This window comes from Hoeflea sp. 108, assembly GCF_000372965.1.
Taxonomy (GTDB): Bacteria; Pseudomonadota; Alphaproteobacteria; order Rhizobiales; family Rhizobiaceae; genus Aminobacter.
Map to the genome: position 1 here is coordinate 876,609 of NZ_KB890024.1, position 16,142 is coordinate 892,750.

Consider the following 16,142-nt stretch of genomic DNA (forward strand, 5'->3'; position numbering starts at 1 on the left):
GGCCGGAACCGGCACAAACCATGCTGGAGGAAGAGCAATGCCGATATTCCGGGCCCCGGTCGAGGACACCCTATTTGTGCTGAACGACGTGCTCGGCTACGAGCGTCACAGCAACCTCGCCGGCTTTTCCGATGCCAGCGCCGATGTGCTGGAGGCGATTCTCGCCGAGGGCGCCAAGCTCGCCGAAAACGTCATGCACCCGCTGAACCGAGTCGGCGATATGGAAGGCTGCATCCGCAACGACGACGGCTCGGTGACCACGCCCAAGGGTTTTAAGGAAGCATTCGACCAGTATCGCGAAGGCGGCTGGATGGGCCTGGCGGTGCCGGCCGAGCATGGCGGCCAGGGTCTGCCTTACACCGTGCATTCGGCGGTCGGCGAATACATGTCGTCGGCCAACATGGCGCTGATGATGTATCCCGGGCTGACCCAGGGCGCGATGGCTGCGATCCTCGTGCACGGCTCGGAAGACCAGAAGGCGACCTGGTTGCCCAAGATGGTCGAGGGCGCCTGGACCGGCACCATGAACCTGACCGAGCCGCATTGCGGCACCGATCTCGGCCTGCTGCGCTCCAAGGCCGTGCCGAACGGCGATGGTTCCTACAAGATTTCGGGCCAGAAGATTTTCATCTCGGCTGGCGAGCACGACATGTCGGATAACATCGTCCATCTGGTGCTGGCCCGTATAGAGGGCGCGCCGGAGGGCGTGAAGGGCATCTCGCTTTTCATCGTGCCCAAGTTCAAGCTCGACGCTTCGGGCAATCCCGGCGCGCGCAACGCGGTGTCGTGCGGTTCCATCGAGGAGAAGATGGGCATCCATGGCAATTCGACCTGCGTCATGAATTATGACGAGGCCGAGGGCTTCCTGCTCGGCGAGGCCAATGGCGGCCTGAAGGCGATGTTCACGATGATGAACGAGGCCCGCCTCGGCGTCGGCCTCCAAGGTCTGGCAGTCTCGGAGATTGCCTACCAGAATGCCGTTGCCTACGCCAAGGACCGCATCCAGGGCCGCTCGCTGACGGGTGCCAAGGCGCCCGAGAAAAAGGCCGACCCGATCATCGTCCACCCCGACATCCGCCGCAAGCTGATGACCATGAAGGCCTTTAACGAGGCTGGCCGCGCGCTGGTTCTGTGGACCGCGATCAACTCTGACGTCGCCCACCGCTCCGAAGAGGGCGGTGAACGCCAGGCGGCGGAGGATCACATGGGCCTCATGACGCCTGTGGTGAAGGGCGTCTTGACCGACAAGGGCTTCGAGCATGCCGTGATGGCTCAGCAGGTCTTCGGCGGCCACGGCTACATCGAAGAGCACGGCATGAGCCAGTTCGTGCGCGATGCCCGCATCGCCATGATCTATGAAGGCGCCAACGGCGTGCAGGCGCTCGACCTCGTCGGCCGCAAGCTCGGCCTCAATGGCGGCCGCGCCGTGCAGGCCTTCTTCAAGGATGTCGGCGAGTTCTGCGAAGCCAATCGCGGCGACGAAACCATGGCGCCCTACACCAAGGGTCTGAAGAAGGGTCTGAACGACCTGCAGGCTGCGACCATGTGGCTGGTGCAGAACGGCATGACCAATCCGGACAATGCGGGTGCGGCCTCGACCGACTACATGCATCTCTTCGGCCTTGTGGCGCTCGGCTACATGTGGGGCCGGATGGTGAAGACGGCGCAGGAAAAGTTGGCCAATGGCGCGGGCGACCAGGCGACGTTCCTGGAGAACAAGCTGGTGACCGGCCGCTACTTCATGGAGCGCGTCATGCCAGAGACCGCGGCGCATCTCGCCCGCATCTCGACCGGCTCGGCGACCATGATGGCGCTTCCGGCGGAGGCGTTCTGACCGAATTTCCGGGCGGCCGCACGCGGCCGTCCCCTTGTTTGCGGCGTCGAAACGCGGAGGAGATCGTGGCGACAATTCCTGCAGATGTTCTGGGGCTGCCCAGGCCCGCCTGGGCCGGCGAGGACGTCGCCATGCTCTACGACATGGCGCATCGCTTCATGTCGGAAGAAATCCTGCCGCGCTACGACGAGTTCGAAAAGAACGAGATGGTCGACCGCGCGTCTTGGGAAAAGGCTGGCGCCGCCGGCCTGCTCTGCGCCTCCATGCCCGAAGAATATGGCGGTTCGGGTGGCACCTTCGCCCATGAGAGCGCCATCATCGAAGCGATCGGCCATGTTGGCGTCGACGGCTTCGGCATTGCCCTCCACAACTCGATCGTTGCCCCCTACATCCTCCACTACGGCTCGGAGGAGCAGAAGAAGAGGTGGTTGCCGAAGATGGCGACCGGCGAGCTGATCGGCGCCATCGCCATGACCGAGCCGGGCGCCGGCTCCGACCTGCAGGGTGTCAAGACGCGTGCCGACAGGGACGGCAACCAGTATCGCATCAACGGTTCGAAGACCTTCATCACCAACGGCCAGCACGCCAATCTGATCATCGTCGTCACCAAGACTGATCCGTCGAAGGGCGCCAAGGGCACCTCGCTGATAGTGGTCGAGACTGACGAGGTCGATGGCTTCGAGCGTGGCCGCAACCTCGACAAGATCGGGCTCAAGGCCAACGATACCTCCGAGCTGTTCTTCAACGACGTGCGCGTGCCGACGTCGAACCTGCTCGGTTCCGAAGAAGGCCAGGGCTTCGTCCAGCTGATGCAGCAATTGCCGCAGGAACGGCTGCAGATCGGCACTGGCGCGATTGCCATGATCGAGCGTGCGCTTGCCGAGACCATCGAATACGTCAAGGAGCGCAAGGCCTTCGGCAAGGCGATCCTCGATTTCCAGAATACCCAGTTCAAGCTGGCCGAACTCAAGACCGAGGCAACCATCGGGCGGGTCTTCTACAACGACTGCGTTACCCGTCACATTTCCGGTGGGCTCGATCCGGTAACTGCGTCGATGGCCAAGTATTGGCTGTCTGACCTGCAGTGCAAGATCGTCGATGAATGCCTGCAGCTGTTCGGCGGCTATGGCTATATGAACGAATACCCCATCGCCCGCATGTATCGCGACGCCCGCGTGCAGCGCATCTACGGCGGCACGAACGAGATCATGAAGCTTTTGATCGCGCGTTCGCTCTGAGCCGCCGATCCGAAAACCAAGGAGCAAGAAAAATGGCTGACGCTTTTGTCTATGACGCCGTGCGCACGCCGCGCGGCAAGGGCAAGAAGGACGGATCGCTGCACGAAGTGCCGGCGGTACGCCTCGGCGCGAAGGTGCTGGAAGCGCTGCGCGACCGCAACGGTCTCGACACCGCCCAGGTCGACGACATCATCTTCGGCTGCGTCGACCCTGTCGGCGAAGCCGGATCTGTCATCCCGCGCTCGGCCGCCTTCGAGGCAGGTTACGACAACAAGGCACCGGGCATGCAGATCTCGCGCTTCTGCGCGTCCGGCCTCGATGCCATTAATTTCGGTGCGGCCAAGATCGCCCAGGGCGCCGACGAGATCGTCATTGCCGGCGGTGTGGAATCGATGTCGCGCGTCGGCATGGGGATGTCCGGTGGCGCCTGGTTCATGGACCCTTCGGTCGGCATTCCGGCCTGGTTCATGCCGCAGGGCGTTTCCGCCGACCTGATCGCCACCAAATACGGCTTCTCGCGCGACGACGTCGACGGCTACGCCGTCGAGAGCCAGAAGCGCGCCGCCAAGGCGTGGGAGAAGGGCTACTTCAACAAGTCGGTCGTGCCGGTCAAGGATCAGAACGGCCTGACCATCCTCGCCCATGACGAGCATATGCGCCCGACCACCGACATGCAGTCGCTCGGTCAGCTCAACCCGTCCTTCGTCATCCCCGGCGAGATGGGCGGTTTCGACGCGATCGCCGTCCAGCGCTACCCGGAACTGGAAGAGATCAACCACGTCCACCATGCCGGCAATTCGTCCGGCATCGTCGATGGGGCGGCAGCGGTACTCCTCGGTTCCAAGAAGGCTGGCAAGGCGATGGGCCTGAAGCCGCGGGCGCGCATCCGCGCCTTCTCCAACATCGGCTCGGAGCCGGCGATGATGCTGACCGGCCCGGTCGACGTCACCGAGAAACTGCTCAAGCGCGCCAAGATGAAGCTTTCGGACATCGACCTGTTCGAACTCAACGAGGCCTTCGCCTCGGTGGTGCTGCGCTACATGCAGGCCTTCGAGATCCCGCACGACAAGATCAACGTCAATGGCGGCGCCATCGCCATGGGCCACCCGCTGGGTGCCACCGGCGCAATGATCCTCGGCACCGTGCTCGATGAACTCGAGCGCCGCAATCTCAACACGGCCCTCGTGACCTTGTGCATCGGCGCCGGCATGGGCACCGCGACGATCATCGAGAGGGTGTGAGCATGGCGGAACTCAACCGACGTGCGCTTCTGGCGCTGATCGGTGGCGGCGCTGTCGCAGCCACCGTCGGCATCGTCTCGGTCGAAGCCGCGCCAGGTGGCGCCTTCCGCCTGCGCGGCATGGTGCGCTCGACGGCAAGCGGTCCGATGCCGGTGGGTATCCTGAAGGTCCGGCTCGAGGAGCAGGGCATCATGGACAAGGCGGCCCGGCGCATTGCCGAAACCACTGTGCGCAGCAACGGCCGCCAGCGTGTGGTGCCGTTCGAGATGGTCGTGCCGCGCGCCTCGCTGGCACGCGCCTACGATCCTGGCTTCAGTGTGCGCCTCGAGCGCAACGGCCGGCTGATTGCCATCAACACCACCAAACAACGTTATCGGGGCGGCCTCGAGGCTTCCCTGCAAATCGAACCCATCCTTTACTGAGGGGGCACGAAACTATGACCAGCTACACGAACTTCACGGTCGAAACCGATGCCGATGGCATCGCGCTCGTCACCTGGAACATGCCCGACCGCTCGATGAACGTCTTCACCGAAGAGGTGATGGGCGAACTCGACAAGATCATCGACCAGGTTGTCGCCGACGCCGGCATCAAGGGTGCCGTCATCACGTCGGGCAAGGAGACCTTCTCCGGCGGCGCCGACCTCACCATGCTGCAGAAGATGCTCGGCATCTATGCCAAGGAAAAGGCCAAGGACCCGGAGAAGGCGACCAAGCTGCTCTTCGACAATGCCGGCCGCATGGGCGCGCTGTGGCGCAAGCTCGAGACCTCGGGCAAGCCGTGGGTTTCGGCGATCAACGGCACCTGCATGGGCGGCGCCTTCGAGCTGTCGCTCGCTTGCCATGGTCGCGTCGCGGCTGACTCGGACAAGGTCAAGATGGCCTTGCCGGAAGTAAAGGTCGGCATCTTCCCGGGCGCCGGCGGCACCCAGCGCGTGCCGAGGCTTGCCGACCCGCAATCGGCATTGCAGATGCTGACCTCCGGCCAGACGCTGACGCCGCAGAAGGCCAAGGGCATGGGTCTGATCCATGCGGTGGTCGAACCTGCCAAGCTGATCGAAGCCGCCAAGGCCATGATCACGGCTGGCCTCAAGCCGGTCCAGCCCTGGGACGAGAAGGGCTTCAAGCTGCCCGGCGGCCCGGTCTATTCGGCAGCGGGCGCCAATCTCTGGCCGCCGGCAATCGCCATCCTGCGCCGCGAGACTTATGGCAACTATCCGGCCGCGACCGCGATCCTGAAATGCGTCTACGAGGGCCTGCTGGTGCCGTTCGACACCGGCCTGCGCATCGAGCAGCGCTACTTCACTGAGATCATGCAGTCGAAGGAAGCGGCGGCGATGATCCGCTCGCTGTTCGTGTCGCTGCAGGAGTTGAACAAGGGCGCCCGGCGCCCCGAGGGCATTGCCGACACCAAGTTCAAGAAGATCGGCATCATCGGTGCCGGCTTCATGGGCGCAGGCATCGCCTATGTTACGGCCAAGGCGGGCATTCCGGTCGTCCTGATCGACCGCGACCAGGAGTCGGCTGAGAAGGGCAAGGCCCATTCCGACAGCCTGATCTCCGACCAGGTCAAGAAGGGCCGCGCCAAGCCCGAGGAGCGCGAGAAGCTGCTTTCGCTGATCACGCCGAGCGCCGACTATGCCGACCTTGCCGGCTGCGACCTCGTGGTCGAGGCGGTGTTCGAAGATTCGGAAGTCAAGAAGGCCGCGACCGAGAAGGCGGAAGCCGCGCTCAAGTCGTCGGCGGTGTTTGCCTCGAACACCTCGACCATTCCGATCACCTCGCTTGCCAAGAACTCGGTCCGCCCGAAGAACTTCATCGGCATCCACTTCTTCTCGCCCGTCGACAAGATGATGCTGGTCGAGATTATCATGGGCAAGAAGACCGGCGACAAGGCGCTTGCGGTGGCGATGGACTTTGTACGCGCCATCAAGAAGACGCCGATCGTCGTCAACGACACGCGCGGCTTCTACGTCAATCGTTGCGTGCTGCGCTACATGTCGGAAGCCTTCAAGATGTTGATCGAGGGTGTTCCGGCGGCGATGATCGAGAATGCGGCGAAGGCTGCCGGCATGCCGGTCGGCCCGCTGGCGTTGACCGACGAGACGGCCGTCGACCTTGCCCAGAAGATCATGAAGCAGACCATCAGGGATCTCGGCGACAAGGCCGTCGATCCGCGCCAGATGGAACTGATCAACACCATGGTCGACACCCATGGCCGCCTCGGCCGCAAGAACACCAAGGGCTTCTACGACTATCCGGCGAAGCCGGCGAAGAAGAAGCTGTGGCCGGGCCTCAAGGACCTCTATCCGCAGAAGGCGCCCGAGAAGGTCGACGTCGAGGAGCTCAAGCTGCGTCTGCTGTCGGTCATCGCGCTCGAAGCGGCGCGAGTGATGGAGGAGGGCATCGTCACCGACCCGCGCGAGGCGGATGTCGGCTCGATCCTGGCCTTCGGCTTTGCGCCCTACACCGGCGGCGCGCTGTCCTTCATCGACGGTATCGGCGCCAAGAAGTTCGTCAAGATCGCCAAGGATCTGCAGAAGAAATATGGCGCCGAGTTCAAGGCACCCAAGCTTCTCATCGACATGGCCGACAAGGGCGAGACCTTCTACCAGCGTTTCGATCCATACGCGAAATCTGAGGAAAAGAAGGCGGCCTGACGAAGCATGTACGTCTGGGCAAGACTGGCTCGTATGGCCGCGACGAAATCTCGTCGCGGCCCTTACCGTTTTGGCGATGAAGGCCGGCTGTCGTTCCGCTGCCTGCCGACCGACATCGACTTCAACATGCATCTCAACAATGCACGCTACATGATGCTGGCGGATGTCGGTCGCATCGACATCTTCATGCGCTCGGGTCTGATCGAGCTTGCCCGCAAGCGCGGCTGGGCGCCGATGCTGGGTGGCCTGCAGACTGTGTTCGTGCGCGAGATCAGGCTGTGGAAGCGCTTCGACGTCGTCTCCTCGGTGGAGACCTGGAACGGCTCGGAGGTGATCGGCAAGCACCGCTTCGTGCTCGACAATGGCGAGACGGCGGCTCTGATCATGACCAGTGCCGGCGTCTATGACCGGGCCACCCGCCGTTTCGTCCAGATCGACGACCTGGTGCGCGAACTGGGCTATGACGGCGCAGCGCCCCGGGACGTCAGCGAGGAAGAGCGCATCTTCATTGCTTCGCACAAGGGTTTGAGGATGCTCGCCAAATCAGGTGACTGAGGCGGCATTCGTGCCCGACTTTGGGGCGGACGGCTTTTTCGCAACCAGCGGCAATGGTAATATCAGTATGTTCTAATAATGGCATTCGCCGGAAGGATGTTGCCATGCGCATGCTTCTCAAGATCTCCATTCCCGCCGCCCAGGGAAACCGCGCCATCAAGGACGGCAGCCTTGCCTCGATCATGGAAAAGTCGCTTGCCGAGCTCAAGCCGGAAGCGGCCTACTTCACCCTCGACAAGGGGGAACGCACCGCCTTCATATTCGTCGACGTCAAGGACATCACCGCGATCCCCAGCATCTGCGAGCCGTTCTTCTTCGGCTTCGAGGCTGCCATCTCCATGACGCCGGTGATGGACGCAAACGACCTGCGCGCCGGCCTCAAGCTGATGATGCAGAAGACGTGACGCCCGACCGTCGCGCCGCTGCCGATATGGCAAGGCGCGACACACTGGACATTCCCCGCACGCGTGGTTAAATGCCGAAAGGTATTTTTTCCTGTCTTGAGGGGAGCGCCATGCTCTCGCACGAACGTGTCTGGGCCGCGATCGACGCTCTTGCCGAGCGCTATTCGCTTTCGGCGTCGGGCCTCGCCAAGAAGGCCGGGCTCGACTCGACGGCGTTCAACAAGTCGAAACGGCAGTCGGTCGACGGGCGGCCGCGCTGGCCCTCGACGGAGTCGCTGGCCAAGATCATCGAGGCGACCAATTCCTCGCTGGAGGAGTTTCTTGCATTCGTCGAGCCGGGCAGGGCCGGCAGCCGGGCGAAGGCCGGGGGACAGGCCGCGGGTGTGCCGCTGCTGGGCTTTGCCCAGGCGGGTGCCGGCGGTTTCTTCGACGATTCCGGTTTTCCGGCCGGCCAGGGCTGGGAGCTGATCGAGCTTCCGGCGCGCACGACTGACAGTTCTTATGCGCTGCAGGTCCAGGGCGACTCCATGCTGCCGCTTTATCGCAACGGCGATGTGTTGATCGTCGAGCCGGGCGCGACCGTGCGCAAGGGCGACCGCGTGGTGGTCAAAACCATCTCGGGCGAAGTGATGGCCAAGGTGTTGGAGCGACAGGGGCAGGGTGTCATCGAACTTTTGTCGCTCAATCCCGAGCATCCAAACCGTCGCTTCCCCACCACCGAGGTGGAATGGGTGGCGCGCATTGTCTGGGCGAGCCAGTAGTGGCGCGATGAAACCAGCAGCATTGGCAGTGGCCGCAGCCGGTTTCGGCATCGCCTTCCTGGTCGCTTCCGCCGGCGGCCACAGGTTGACTGCGCTGGAAAGTCCCACCGTCGATATCATCGACGAAAGCGACCTGCCGGCCGACATGACCGGCGACGACAACATGGGCGAAGCCATCACCGACAATCCCGCTGCGACAGATCAGCAAAACCCTGCCGAAGCTCTGCCGGAGCAGCCCGCCATGCCGGAAGCGCCGGCCGCCGAACCCACGACGCAAGCCGTGCGCCCGGTGGCGCAGGGTGAGTTCGTGCCGCCTGCCGTCGAGCCAAGCGGGCTGGAGCGCGAGGCGCCGCGCGCGCCGCTCAGCGATCTGAGCCTAGCCTTGCCGCCCAAGCCGAAGGTAACCGCCGAATGGGATGGCACGACGCTGTTCCAGCCGGTGGCCTCTGCCGCTGGTCGGATCGAGGCGAAGGGCGTGCGCGTTGCCATTTCAGGCGTTGCACCGCTGGCATCAGAGGAAAGTTGCAGCTTCGAAGGCAAACAGTGGAATTGCGGTACACGCGCGCGCACGGCCTTCCGCGGGCTGCTGCGCAGCCGCGCCGTGGTCTGCGACATGCCGGCGGATGCCGCGCAGGGTGACGTGGTCGCCCGGTGCCGGATCGGCAAGCTGGATGTTGGCGAATGGCTGGTCGCCAATGGCTGGGCCAGGGCCGAGGCCGGTGGACCCTATGAGGATGCCGGCAAGAAGGCGGAGAGCGACGGCAAAGGCATTTATGGCGCGCCGCCAGAGCGTGTCGAGATGACCTTGACGCCGGCGGGCTCGACGTTGCCTGCCACCGAGCCACCACCGGCCGAGCCCGCGATCGAACTGCCGGCGCAGTAATTCAGGCGTTGTCGGGCAAGCGTTCCATGTAAATGTCGAACTCGTCGCGATGGGTCTCGGCGAAACCGTGGCGCTCGTAGAAGCGCCTGGCGTCGCTCTCGCGCAGCACATCGAGCCGGATCGGCAAGCCCGTGGCATCCGCCTCCGCCAGCATTTGGCGCAGAACCGAGCTGCCGATGCCATGGCCCTGCGCTTCCGGCACGAGATAGAAATGCTCGAGCAGAAGTGCGCCGTCCTGCGGGCCGAAGGCGACGCAGCCGATCAGCTGTTCTGTCGGCGCAAGGACAAGGCGTGTGTGTTGCGGCCTGAACGAGTCGCGAAAACGGGCTCGCGCCTGCTCGGGATCGAAACGGCCGATGCGCTCGAGGCTCGGGCGCATCGCCAGCAACCTGATCTCGAAAAGGCGTTCGAAATCGGCTTCCCGGGCCGGCGCGAAGCTTAAAGTCGCATTCGCGTCGGCGATTGCCACCTCAGGCCGCCAGCTTGCCTTCGAGCCCCTTGCGGATGAGTGCGCAGGTCTCTGCTGTGCCGTAGAGTGCCGCGAACGAGCCGAAGCGCGGGCCGCGTTCCTGGCCGATCAGGATCTGGTAGATCATCTGGAAGAAAGCGCCCGACACGCCGGGGCCGCCCTCCGGGCTCTGCTTGGTGTGATCCTGGTAGCGCTCGATCTTGCGGGCGACGTTGAGCGAGGCGTTCTGGATCGCTTCGCCGTCCGAACCGGCCGGAAGAGCTGCCAGCGCCTGTTCGAGCGCCGCAAGTGCCTCGCGCTCGACGTCGTCGGGGGCGCGGAATACCTTGGTCGGCTTCACGAAGTCGTCGAAGTAGCGGATGGCGTAGCCGGTCAGCTTGTCGAGATCGGGATGCGTCTCGGGCGTCACGCCGGGCGCATGGCGCGAGATGAAGCCCCACAGCACGCTCTTGTCATGGGCGTTGGAGGCGCTGACGAGATTGAGCAGCAGCGAGAACGGCACCGGCAGGTCGATGGCAGGCGGGTTGCCGTCATGCATGTGCCAGACCGGGTTGCCGAGGCGGTTCTTCCAGTCTTGCTTCGGGTAAGCGGCCAGGAAGCTGTAATATTCGTCAACGGCCTTGGGGATGACGTCGAAATAGAGCTTCTTGGCCTGGCGCGGACGCTGGAACATGTAGAGCCCGAGGCTCTCGGTCGGCGCATAGGTCAGCCACTCGTCGATGGTGAGGCCGTTGCCCTTGGACTTCGAGATCTTCTGGCCGTTCTCGTCGAGGAACAGCTCGTAGACGAAATGCTCGGGCGCGCGTCCGCCGAGAATGACGCAGATGCGGTCATAGATCGCCGCATTGGTCTGGTGATCCTTGCCGAACATCTCGAAATCGACGTTGAGCGCTGCCCAGCGCATGCCGAAATCGGGCTTCCACTGCAGCTTGACCTTGCCACCGGTGACCGACAGCGTGGTCTCGGTGCCTTCGTCGTCGAATGTGATGGTGCCGGCCTTGGCGTCGACGTTCTTCATCGGCACGTAGAGCACGCGCCCGCTCTTGGGCGAGATGGGCAGGAACGGGCTGTAAGTCGCCTGGCGTTCCTCGCCCAGTGTCGGCAACATCACCTTCATGATGTCATCGTACTTCTCGGCCGCCTTGAGCAGCATCGCGTCGAACTTGCCCGACTTGTAGTAGTCGGTGGCGCTGGCGAACTCGTAGTCGAAGCCGAAGGTGTCGAGGAAGCGGCGCAGCATCGCATTGTTGTGATGGCCGAAGCTCTCGTAGTCGCCGCCGAACGGGTTCGGCACCGAGGTCAGCGGCATGTGCAGATAGGGCTCGAGCGCTGCGCGATCCGGCACGTTCTCCGGAATCTTGCGCATTCCGTCCATGTCGTCGGAGAAGCACAAAAGCCTGGTCTTGACCTTGTTCTCGGTCAGGACATGGAAGGCGTGGCGCACCATCGTCGTGCGCGCCACCTCGCCAAAGGTGCCGATATGCGGCAGGCCCGACGGGCCGTAGCCGGTCTCGAACAGAACCGTCTCGGGCAAGCCCGTTTTCTTGTAGCGCTCGACGATTTTCTTGGCTTCCTCGAACGGCCAGGCTTTGCTTTCAGCCGCAGCCGCCAGGAGTTCGGGGTTGAGATCGATGATGTTTGATCTCGTCATGTCGAGAGCCCTTTGATTGTTGGGCGGAATTTCCGCCGAAGACGGCCATGCTCTATGCGCGCATGCCGCGGGCGTCAACGATTCCGGCCATTTTTCGTTGCAGACAGGCAGGCGCGTTCCTAAGTTCGCGTGGCAAACAACCCTTCCGGAGAACTCAATGGCCCTGCCTTCCGCCCACGAGGCGCTGATCCATCTGATGGTCATCACCTCAGCTTCCGATCGCGACATGACCGATGTCGAGCTGGCGCGCATCGGCGTGGTGGTCAAGACCTGGCCGATCTTTGAGGATTTCAACGAAAAGCGGCTGATCTCGATTGCTCAGGACTGCCAGGAATTGCTGCATGCCGAGGCGGGGCTCGAAGGCGTGTTGGAGCTCGCCCGCCGGGCAATTCCCGACCGGCTGCACGAGACGGCCTATGCCGCGGCCTTCGAGGTGGCGTCGGTCGACCTCGAGATGCGGATGGAGGAACTGCGTGTGCTGCAGCTTCTGCGCAAGCACCTCAATGTCGATCCGTTGACCATCGCGGCGATCGAGCGGGCGACCAAGGCCCGCCACCGCACCCTGACCTGATTGTCGACTGGTCAGTAGAAGCTGACCGGGAAATAGCGAAGATAGAGCTCGGCGAAGGTGCCCTTGGCCGAGATCTCGTGCAGCGCATAGTCGAAGGCTGCGGCTAGTGCTGCATTGTCCGCCTTGGTCGCGACGGCAAGCCCGGTGCCGAGATATTCGGGGGCGATATACGGACCGCCGGCAAAGCGGCAGCAGCCTGCCGCATCCGTGCCCGCAAGCCAGAAGGACAGGCGCATGCCGTCGCCGAAGACGGCGTCGAGCTTGCCGTCCTTGAGGTCCTGGTTGAGCCAGTCGGCCCGCGAATAGGTGACCACCTTCACGTCGCCGAAATAGTCCCTGAGCACGCGCTCATGCGCCGAGCCGGCAAGGACGCCGACGCGCTTGCCGCTGAGCTTGTCGACCATGGGCTCGGTGACGGCCTGGGCCTTGCTCATGATGAAGCGCGCCGGCAATTGCAGATAGGGGCGCGAGAAGGCGTATGTCTCGCGGGTCTCGGCGGTCGCCGGAATACCGGCGATCAGCGCCTCGCCTTCGCCCTTGTTCAGCGCATCGCCCAGTTCCGCCCAGGGCAGCGCCTGGATCTGGCACTTCTCGGCAATGCCGAGTTCGGCGCAGATGGCGCGGGCGAGGTCGATGTGGAAGCCGGACAGGCGCCCGCTCTTGTCGATGAAGTTGAACGGCGGAAAGTCCGTCGTCGTCAGGAAGCGCAGGCGCGGCAGCGTCGAAAGATCCGGCTTGGGCAGCCGCTCCTTGCTGTCCCACAGCACCGGCACCTGCGGTTCGGCGGCGCGCGCCGGGCCGAGCAGCGTTGCAAGCGACACGGCAATCGCAAGCATCAGTGCGGATTTCATGGCTGCGCTCCGGTCCCCGGCTGCGGAGTCGGCTGGAGAGCTCCCCTCGCGGCACGACCCATGGATTCAATGACTTGCACGATTCGCACCGTCCTGAAGGCGCGCTGCTTCCTGATATCGAGGCAAAGCTTTACCGTTCGGATCGCCCGGAGGCAAAGCCAATATGCACAATTGCACGGGCCGCGAACAAAGCTGGGTGGAATGCATATCCTGATATATTGATGCGGGTGGTGTCTCACCCATTCGGGGCATGGCTTACCCAAAGGTGATATGCATTATTGGCATCGGGAGTTGCAGCACTGGGGATGTTGCAATGACACTGGACCAACCGCCGTGGGGAGGACGCGCGCAAGCGTGCGGGCTGCGAGGAGCAGTCGGTAGCGTTTGGTCCATCGACTGTCGAAGTATCCAAATTTTCGGCTCGCAGGCCGTGGGTGCGTGATGGTTGCGCTCGACTCCAGTCACGCAACCATCCGCCCCTCTTTTTTTGGCGCTGACGCCTCTGATCCTGCCACCCCCGAAGAAGCCAACGACAACAGTCTGAGCCTCCATGGATCGGCCCTGTCCGACATGGTCGAGCTGCGTCTCGTCCTCGACCTACTGAGCAATTCCAAGGAAGAGCGTTTGACGCTTGCCGCGCGCGCTGAGTTCCATGGCCTGACCTTCCAGGCCGAACTGCTGGCTCAATCCTTCAGGAACTTCATGCCTTCGTGGATGATCTTGCCGTCGGGCCGGCCGACCTTGTCGAGGTCGCGGCCGTCATAGGGCAGTGCCCTGAGAACATGCCTGATGACGGCGATGCGCGCCCGGCGCTTGTCGTTGGCCTGCACGACCTCCCAGGGCGCATAGGGCGTGTGCGTGCTCTCGACCATCAACTCGATCGCCTTGGTGTATTCGTCCCACTTGGACATGCCCGCGACATCCATCGGCGAGAACTTCCAGTTCTTCAACGGGCTGTGGCGGCGGTCGTGGAATCGCTTGAGCTGCATCTCCTGGCTGATGTCGAGCCAGAACTTGAAGAAGTGGATGCCTTCGTTGACGATCATCTTCTCGAAATGCGGCGTCTCGGCCAGGAACTGGCGGTGCTGCTCGGGCGTGCAGAAACCCATGACCGGCTCGACGCCGGCGCGGTTGTACCATGAGCGATCGAACGTCACGAATTCGCCGGCAGTCGGGAACTGCTGGACATAACGCTGGAAGTACCACTGGCCCCGCTCTGTCTCTGTCGGCTTGGTCAGTGCCACATTGCGCGCGGTACGCGGGTTCATGTATTCGCGCACCACGAAGATGGTGCCACCCTTGCCCGCGGCGTCTCTGCCCTCGAACACCGACAATACGCGTTTGCCGGTCTTCTGCAGCCAGGCTTGCAGCTTCACCAGCTCCGTCTGCAGCGTCTCCAGTGTCTGCTCGTATTCCTTCTGGGGCAGCTTGTCGTCATAGGGGTAGTTGCCCGACTTCAGTGCCTTCTTGTCGATCCAGTCGGGCAACACAGGATCGTCGATGTCGAAGGTCCGCTCCTCCTTGCCGACCTTTATCCTGACTGGCCCGTTCTGGGCCGCAGGATCGGCCGCATCTGCGGCCGGGGCGGCGATATCCTTCTTGCTTTCCTTGTCCTTTTTCATGGGATCGGCACCTTTCCAGCTTTGCGAAGCATGCTATTGGGTGGCCAGGAAGCGGTCCAGAGGCTTCTTCAAGGCGCCGTCGTATTGGGCATTCGCATGGCAGAGACCAGCACGCAGACAAGGGCAAAGCGCACGGCACGGCTGAGCGCGGGCCGGCTCTACCAGAATCGCTGGATGCTGGCGGCTGCGATCCTTGCCGTTCTCGCTGTCCACTATCTGGGCGGTGCTTCGACAGCCTTCGCGGCCGTCGTCATTGTTGTCCTGATCCTCTTTGCCTTCGTTGCTCCGCGCACGCAGGCTGCACGTCGCCTGGCCGAGGAAGCGGCGAGGGCGGAACGCTCGCCGCTCGACCGGTTGTCGGGCGAGAAGCTGGCGGCGGCAGTCGCCGACCCCCTGATCATCTTCGATCGCGGCGGCGCCGTGGTCCATGCCAATGAGGCAGCTGAGACCGCCTTCGGCGCGATCCGATCAGAAATGCCGCTGCTGCTGAAATTCCGCGCGCCCGAGATGCAGGAGCTGATCGAGGCCGTGCTGGCCGGCGAGGGCAATGCCCAGACCGCCGAATATGTCGAGCGCGTGCCGTTCGAGCGCGTCTATCGCGTTACCGCTTCAGCAGTCGGGCGCGGCACCGGCCTGTTCGTGCTGGCCTTCAAGGACCAGAGCGAGTCGCGCCGCATCGACCGCATGCGCGCCGACTTCATCGCCAATGCCAGCCACGAACTGCGCACGCCGCTGGCTTCCATCGCCGGCTTTGTCGAGACGTTGCGCGGGCCTGCCAAGAACGATCCCAACGCGCGCGACCAGTTCTTGCAGATCATGCAGAACCAGACCGGCCGCATGGCGCGGCTGATCGACGACCTGTTGTCGCTCTCCCGGCTGGAGATGAAACCCTACGTCAAGCCGGGCGTGAAGGTCGAGCTGCGCCAGACGATCGAGGCGGTCGTCGCATCGCTCGCCCCGCTCGCAACGCAGATCGGTGTCACCATCGAGCGCGATTTCCCCGAAGGCGCCATCGAGGTGCACGGCGATCGCGACGAGCTGTTCCAGGTGTTCCAGAACCTGCTCGAGAATGCCTGCAAATATGGCCAGTCGGGTGGCCGGGTGATCGTTTCCATGCGCCTCTCCACCGAGACCGGCGAGCCGGAGGTCGAGGTCACCGTGCGCGACTTCGGCCCAGGCATCCCGGCCGAGCATATTCCGCGTGTCACCGAGCGGTTCTACCGGGTCGATGTCGAGACCAGCCGCGCCCAGAAGGGCACGGGCCTCGGGCTGTCGATCGTCAAGCATATATTGAGCCGGCACAATGGCCGCCTGACCATCAAGTCGGAATTGGGCAAGGGTTCGGCCTTTACGGTGCACCTGCCGGCGCGATAAGCCGGCAAAATTGTAAACTCCCCCGAGCG

General features: G+C 63.5%; 15 protein-coding genes. 11 read left to right on the forward strand and 4 right to left on the reverse strand.

Annotation, left to right across the window (positions count from 1 at the left end; translation table 11 throughout):
• Positions 1-37 precede the first annotated feature (37 nt).
• The 9 genes from B015_RS0104350 to B015_RS30430 all read left to right on the forward strand — a co-directional run bounded on the left by B015_RS0104350 (position 38) and on the right by B015_RS30430 (position 9,575).
• Positions 38-1,834, forward strand: coding sequence for an acyl-CoA dehydrogenase (locus tag B015_RS0104350; RefSeq protein WP_018426442.1), 1,797 nt, complete (start codon positions 38-40; stop codon positions 1,832-1,834).
• Between the two features lie 65 nt (positions 1,835-1,899).
• Positions 1,900-3,072: an acyl-CoA dehydrogenase family protein gene (locus tag B015_RS0104355; RefSeq protein WP_026226876.1), complete on the forward strand. Its 1,173-nt coding sequence runs from the start codon at positions 1,900-1,902 to the stop codon at positions 3,070-3,072.
• 32 nt (positions 3,073-3,104) lie between these two features.
• Entirely contained in the window at positions 3,105-4,313 is a 1,209-nt protein-coding gene (locus B015_RS0104360; protein WP_018426444.1) for an acetyl-CoA C-acetyltransferase, read from the forward strand.
• Between the two features lie 2 nt (positions 4,314-4,315).
• Positions 4,316-4,735: a YbaY family lipoprotein gene (locus B015_RS0104365; protein WP_018426445.1), complete on the forward strand. Its 420-nt coding sequence runs from the start codon at positions 4,316-4,318 to the stop codon at positions 4,733-4,735.
• A 14-nt stretch (positions 4,736-4,749) separates the two neighbouring features.
• On the forward strand, positions 4,750-6,972 hold the full coding sequence (locus B015_RS0104370; protein ID WP_018426446.1) for a 3-hydroxyacyl-CoA dehydrogenase NAD-binding domain-containing protein: 2,223 nt from the start codon (positions 4,750-4,752) through the stop codon (positions 6,970-6,972).
• A gap of 6 nt (positions 6,973-6,978) precedes the next feature.
• On the forward strand, positions 6,979-7,527 hold the full coding sequence (locus tag B015_RS0104375) for a thioesterase family protein (protein ID WP_026226877.1): 549 nt from the start codon (positions 6,979-6,981) through the stop codon (positions 7,525-7,527).
• A 104-nt stretch (positions 7,528-7,631) separates the two neighbouring features.
• Complete coding sequence (locus B015_RS0104380) at positions 7,632-7,931, forward strand: hypothetical protein (RefSeq protein ID WP_018426448.1); 300 nt, start codon at positions 7,632-7,634, stop codon at positions 7,929-7,931.
• 110 nt (positions 7,932-8,041) lie between these two features.
• Positions 8,042-8,692 carry a helix-turn-helix transcriptional regulator gene (locus B015_RS0104385; protein WP_018426449.1) on the forward strand — a complete coding sequence of 217 codons (651 nt, stop codon included), beginning with the start codon at positions 8,042-8,044 and terminating at the stop codon, positions 8,690-8,692.
• 7 nt (positions 8,693-8,699) lie between these two features.
• Entirely contained in the window at positions 8,700-9,575 is an 876-nt protein-coding gene (locus B015_RS30430; RefSeq protein ID WP_157632685.1) for a thermonuclease family protein, read from the forward strand.
• Between the two features lies 1 nt (position 9,576).
• Here the strand turns inward: B015_RS30430 and B015_RS0104395 are convergent, their stop codons facing one another.
• Complete coding sequence (locus B015_RS0104395; RefSeq protein WP_018426451.1) at positions 9,577-10,044, reverse strand: GNAT family N-acetyltransferase; 468 nt, start codon at positions 10,042-10,044, stop codon at positions 9,577-9,579.
• 1 nt (position 10,045) lies between these two features.
• A complete protein-coding gene (locus B015_RS0104400) occupies positions 10,046-11,695 on the reverse strand; it encodes a lysine--tRNA ligase (RefSeq protein ID WP_018426452.1) in 1,650 nt (549 codons plus the stop codon).
• Positions 11,696-11,852: 157 nt separating this feature from the next.
• Between B015_RS0104400 and B015_RS0104405 the strand changes: the two genes are divergently transcribed.
• Positions 11,853-12,266 carry a tellurite resistance TerB family protein gene (locus B015_RS0104405; RefSeq protein WP_018426453.1) on the forward strand — a complete coding sequence of 138 codons (414 nt, stop codon included), beginning with the start codon at positions 11,853-11,855 and terminating at the stop codon, positions 12,264-12,266.
• A gap of 11 nt (positions 12,267-12,277) precedes the next feature.
• Here B015_RS0104405 and B015_RS0104410 read toward each other — a convergent pair whose 3' ends face one another.
• Together B015_RS0104410 and ppk2 are read right to left on the reverse strand one after the other, a co-directional pair.
• Complete coding sequence (locus B015_RS0104410) at positions 12,278-13,117, reverse strand: transporter substrate-binding domain-containing protein (protein ID WP_040456012.1); 840 nt, start codon at positions 13,115-13,117, stop codon at positions 12,278-12,280.
• 683 nt (positions 13,118-13,800) lie between these two features.
• Positions 13,801-14,739 (reverse strand): polyphosphate kinase 2, encoded by a 939-nt coding sequence (gene ppk2, locus B015_RS0104415; RefSeq protein WP_018426455.1) that lies wholly within the window; start codon positions 14,737-14,739, stop codon positions 13,801-13,803.
• A gap of 96 nt (positions 14,740-14,835) precedes the next feature.
• On the opposite strand from ppk2, the gene B015_RS0104420 reads away from it, so the two are divergent.
• Positions 14,836-16,113: an ATP-binding protein gene (locus B015_RS0104420; RefSeq protein ID WP_018426456.1), complete on the forward strand. Its 1,278-nt coding sequence runs from the start codon at positions 14,836-14,838 to the stop codon at positions 16,111-16,113.
• Positions 16,114-16,142 lie beyond the last annotated feature (29 nt).

What these genes read in the sequence shown, in the direction of transcription:
- B015_RS0104350 (WP_018426442.1), top strand. Translation starts at nt 38, where the DNA reads ATGCCGATATTCCGGGCCCCGGTCGAGGACACCCTATTTGTGCTGAAC.
- B015_RS0104360 (WP_018426444.1), top strand. Translation starts at nt 3,105, where the DNA reads ATGGCTGACGCTTTTGTCTATGACGCCGTGCGCACGCCGCGCGGCAAG.
- B015_RS0104365 (WP_018426445.1), top strand. Translation starts at nt 4,316, where the DNA reads ATGGCGGAACTCAACCGACGTGCGCTTCTGGCGCTGATCGGTGGCGGC.
- B015_RS0104370 (WP_018426446.1), top strand. Translation starts at nt 4,750, where the DNA reads ATGACCAGCTACACGAACTTCACGGTCGAAACCGATGCCGATGGCATC.
- B015_RS0104375 (WP_026226877.1), top strand. Translation starts at nt 6,979, where the DNA reads ATGTACGTCTGGGCAAGACTGGCTCGTATGGCCGCGACGAAATCTCGT.
- B015_RS0104380 (WP_018426448.1), top strand. Translation starts at nt 7,632, where the DNA reads ATGCGCATGCTTCTCAAGATCTCCATTCCCGCCGCCCAGGGAAACCGC.
- B015_RS0104385 (WP_018426449.1), top strand. Translation starts at nt 8,042, where the DNA reads ATGCTCTCGCACGAACGTGTCTGGGCCGCGATCGACGCTCTTGCCGAG.
- B015_RS30430 (WP_157632685.1), top strand. Translation starts at nt 8,700, where the DNA reads ATGAAACCAGCAGCATTGGCAGTGGCCGCAGCCGGTTTCGGCATCGCC.
- B015_RS0104400 (WP_018426452.1), bottom strand. Translation starts at nt 11,695, where the DNA reads ATGACGAGATCAAACATCATCGATCTCAACCCCGAACTCCTGGCGGCT.
- B015_RS0104405 (WP_018426453.1), top strand. Translation starts at nt 11,853, where the DNA reads ATGGCCCTGCCTTCCGCCCACGAGGCGCTGATCCATCTGATGGTCATC.
- B015_RS0104410 (WP_040456012.1), bottom strand. Translation starts at nt 13,117, where the DNA reads ATGAAATCCGCACTGATGCTTGCGATTGCCGTGTCGCTTGCAACGCTG.
- ppk2 (WP_018426455.1), bottom strand. Translation starts at nt 14,739, where the DNA reads ATGAAAAAGGACAAGGAAAGCAAGAAGGATATCGCCGCCCCGGCCGCA.
- B015_RS0104420 (WP_018426456.1), top strand. Translation starts at nt 14,836, where the DNA reads ATGGCAGAGACCAGCACGCAGACAAGGGCAAAGCGCACGGCACGGCTG.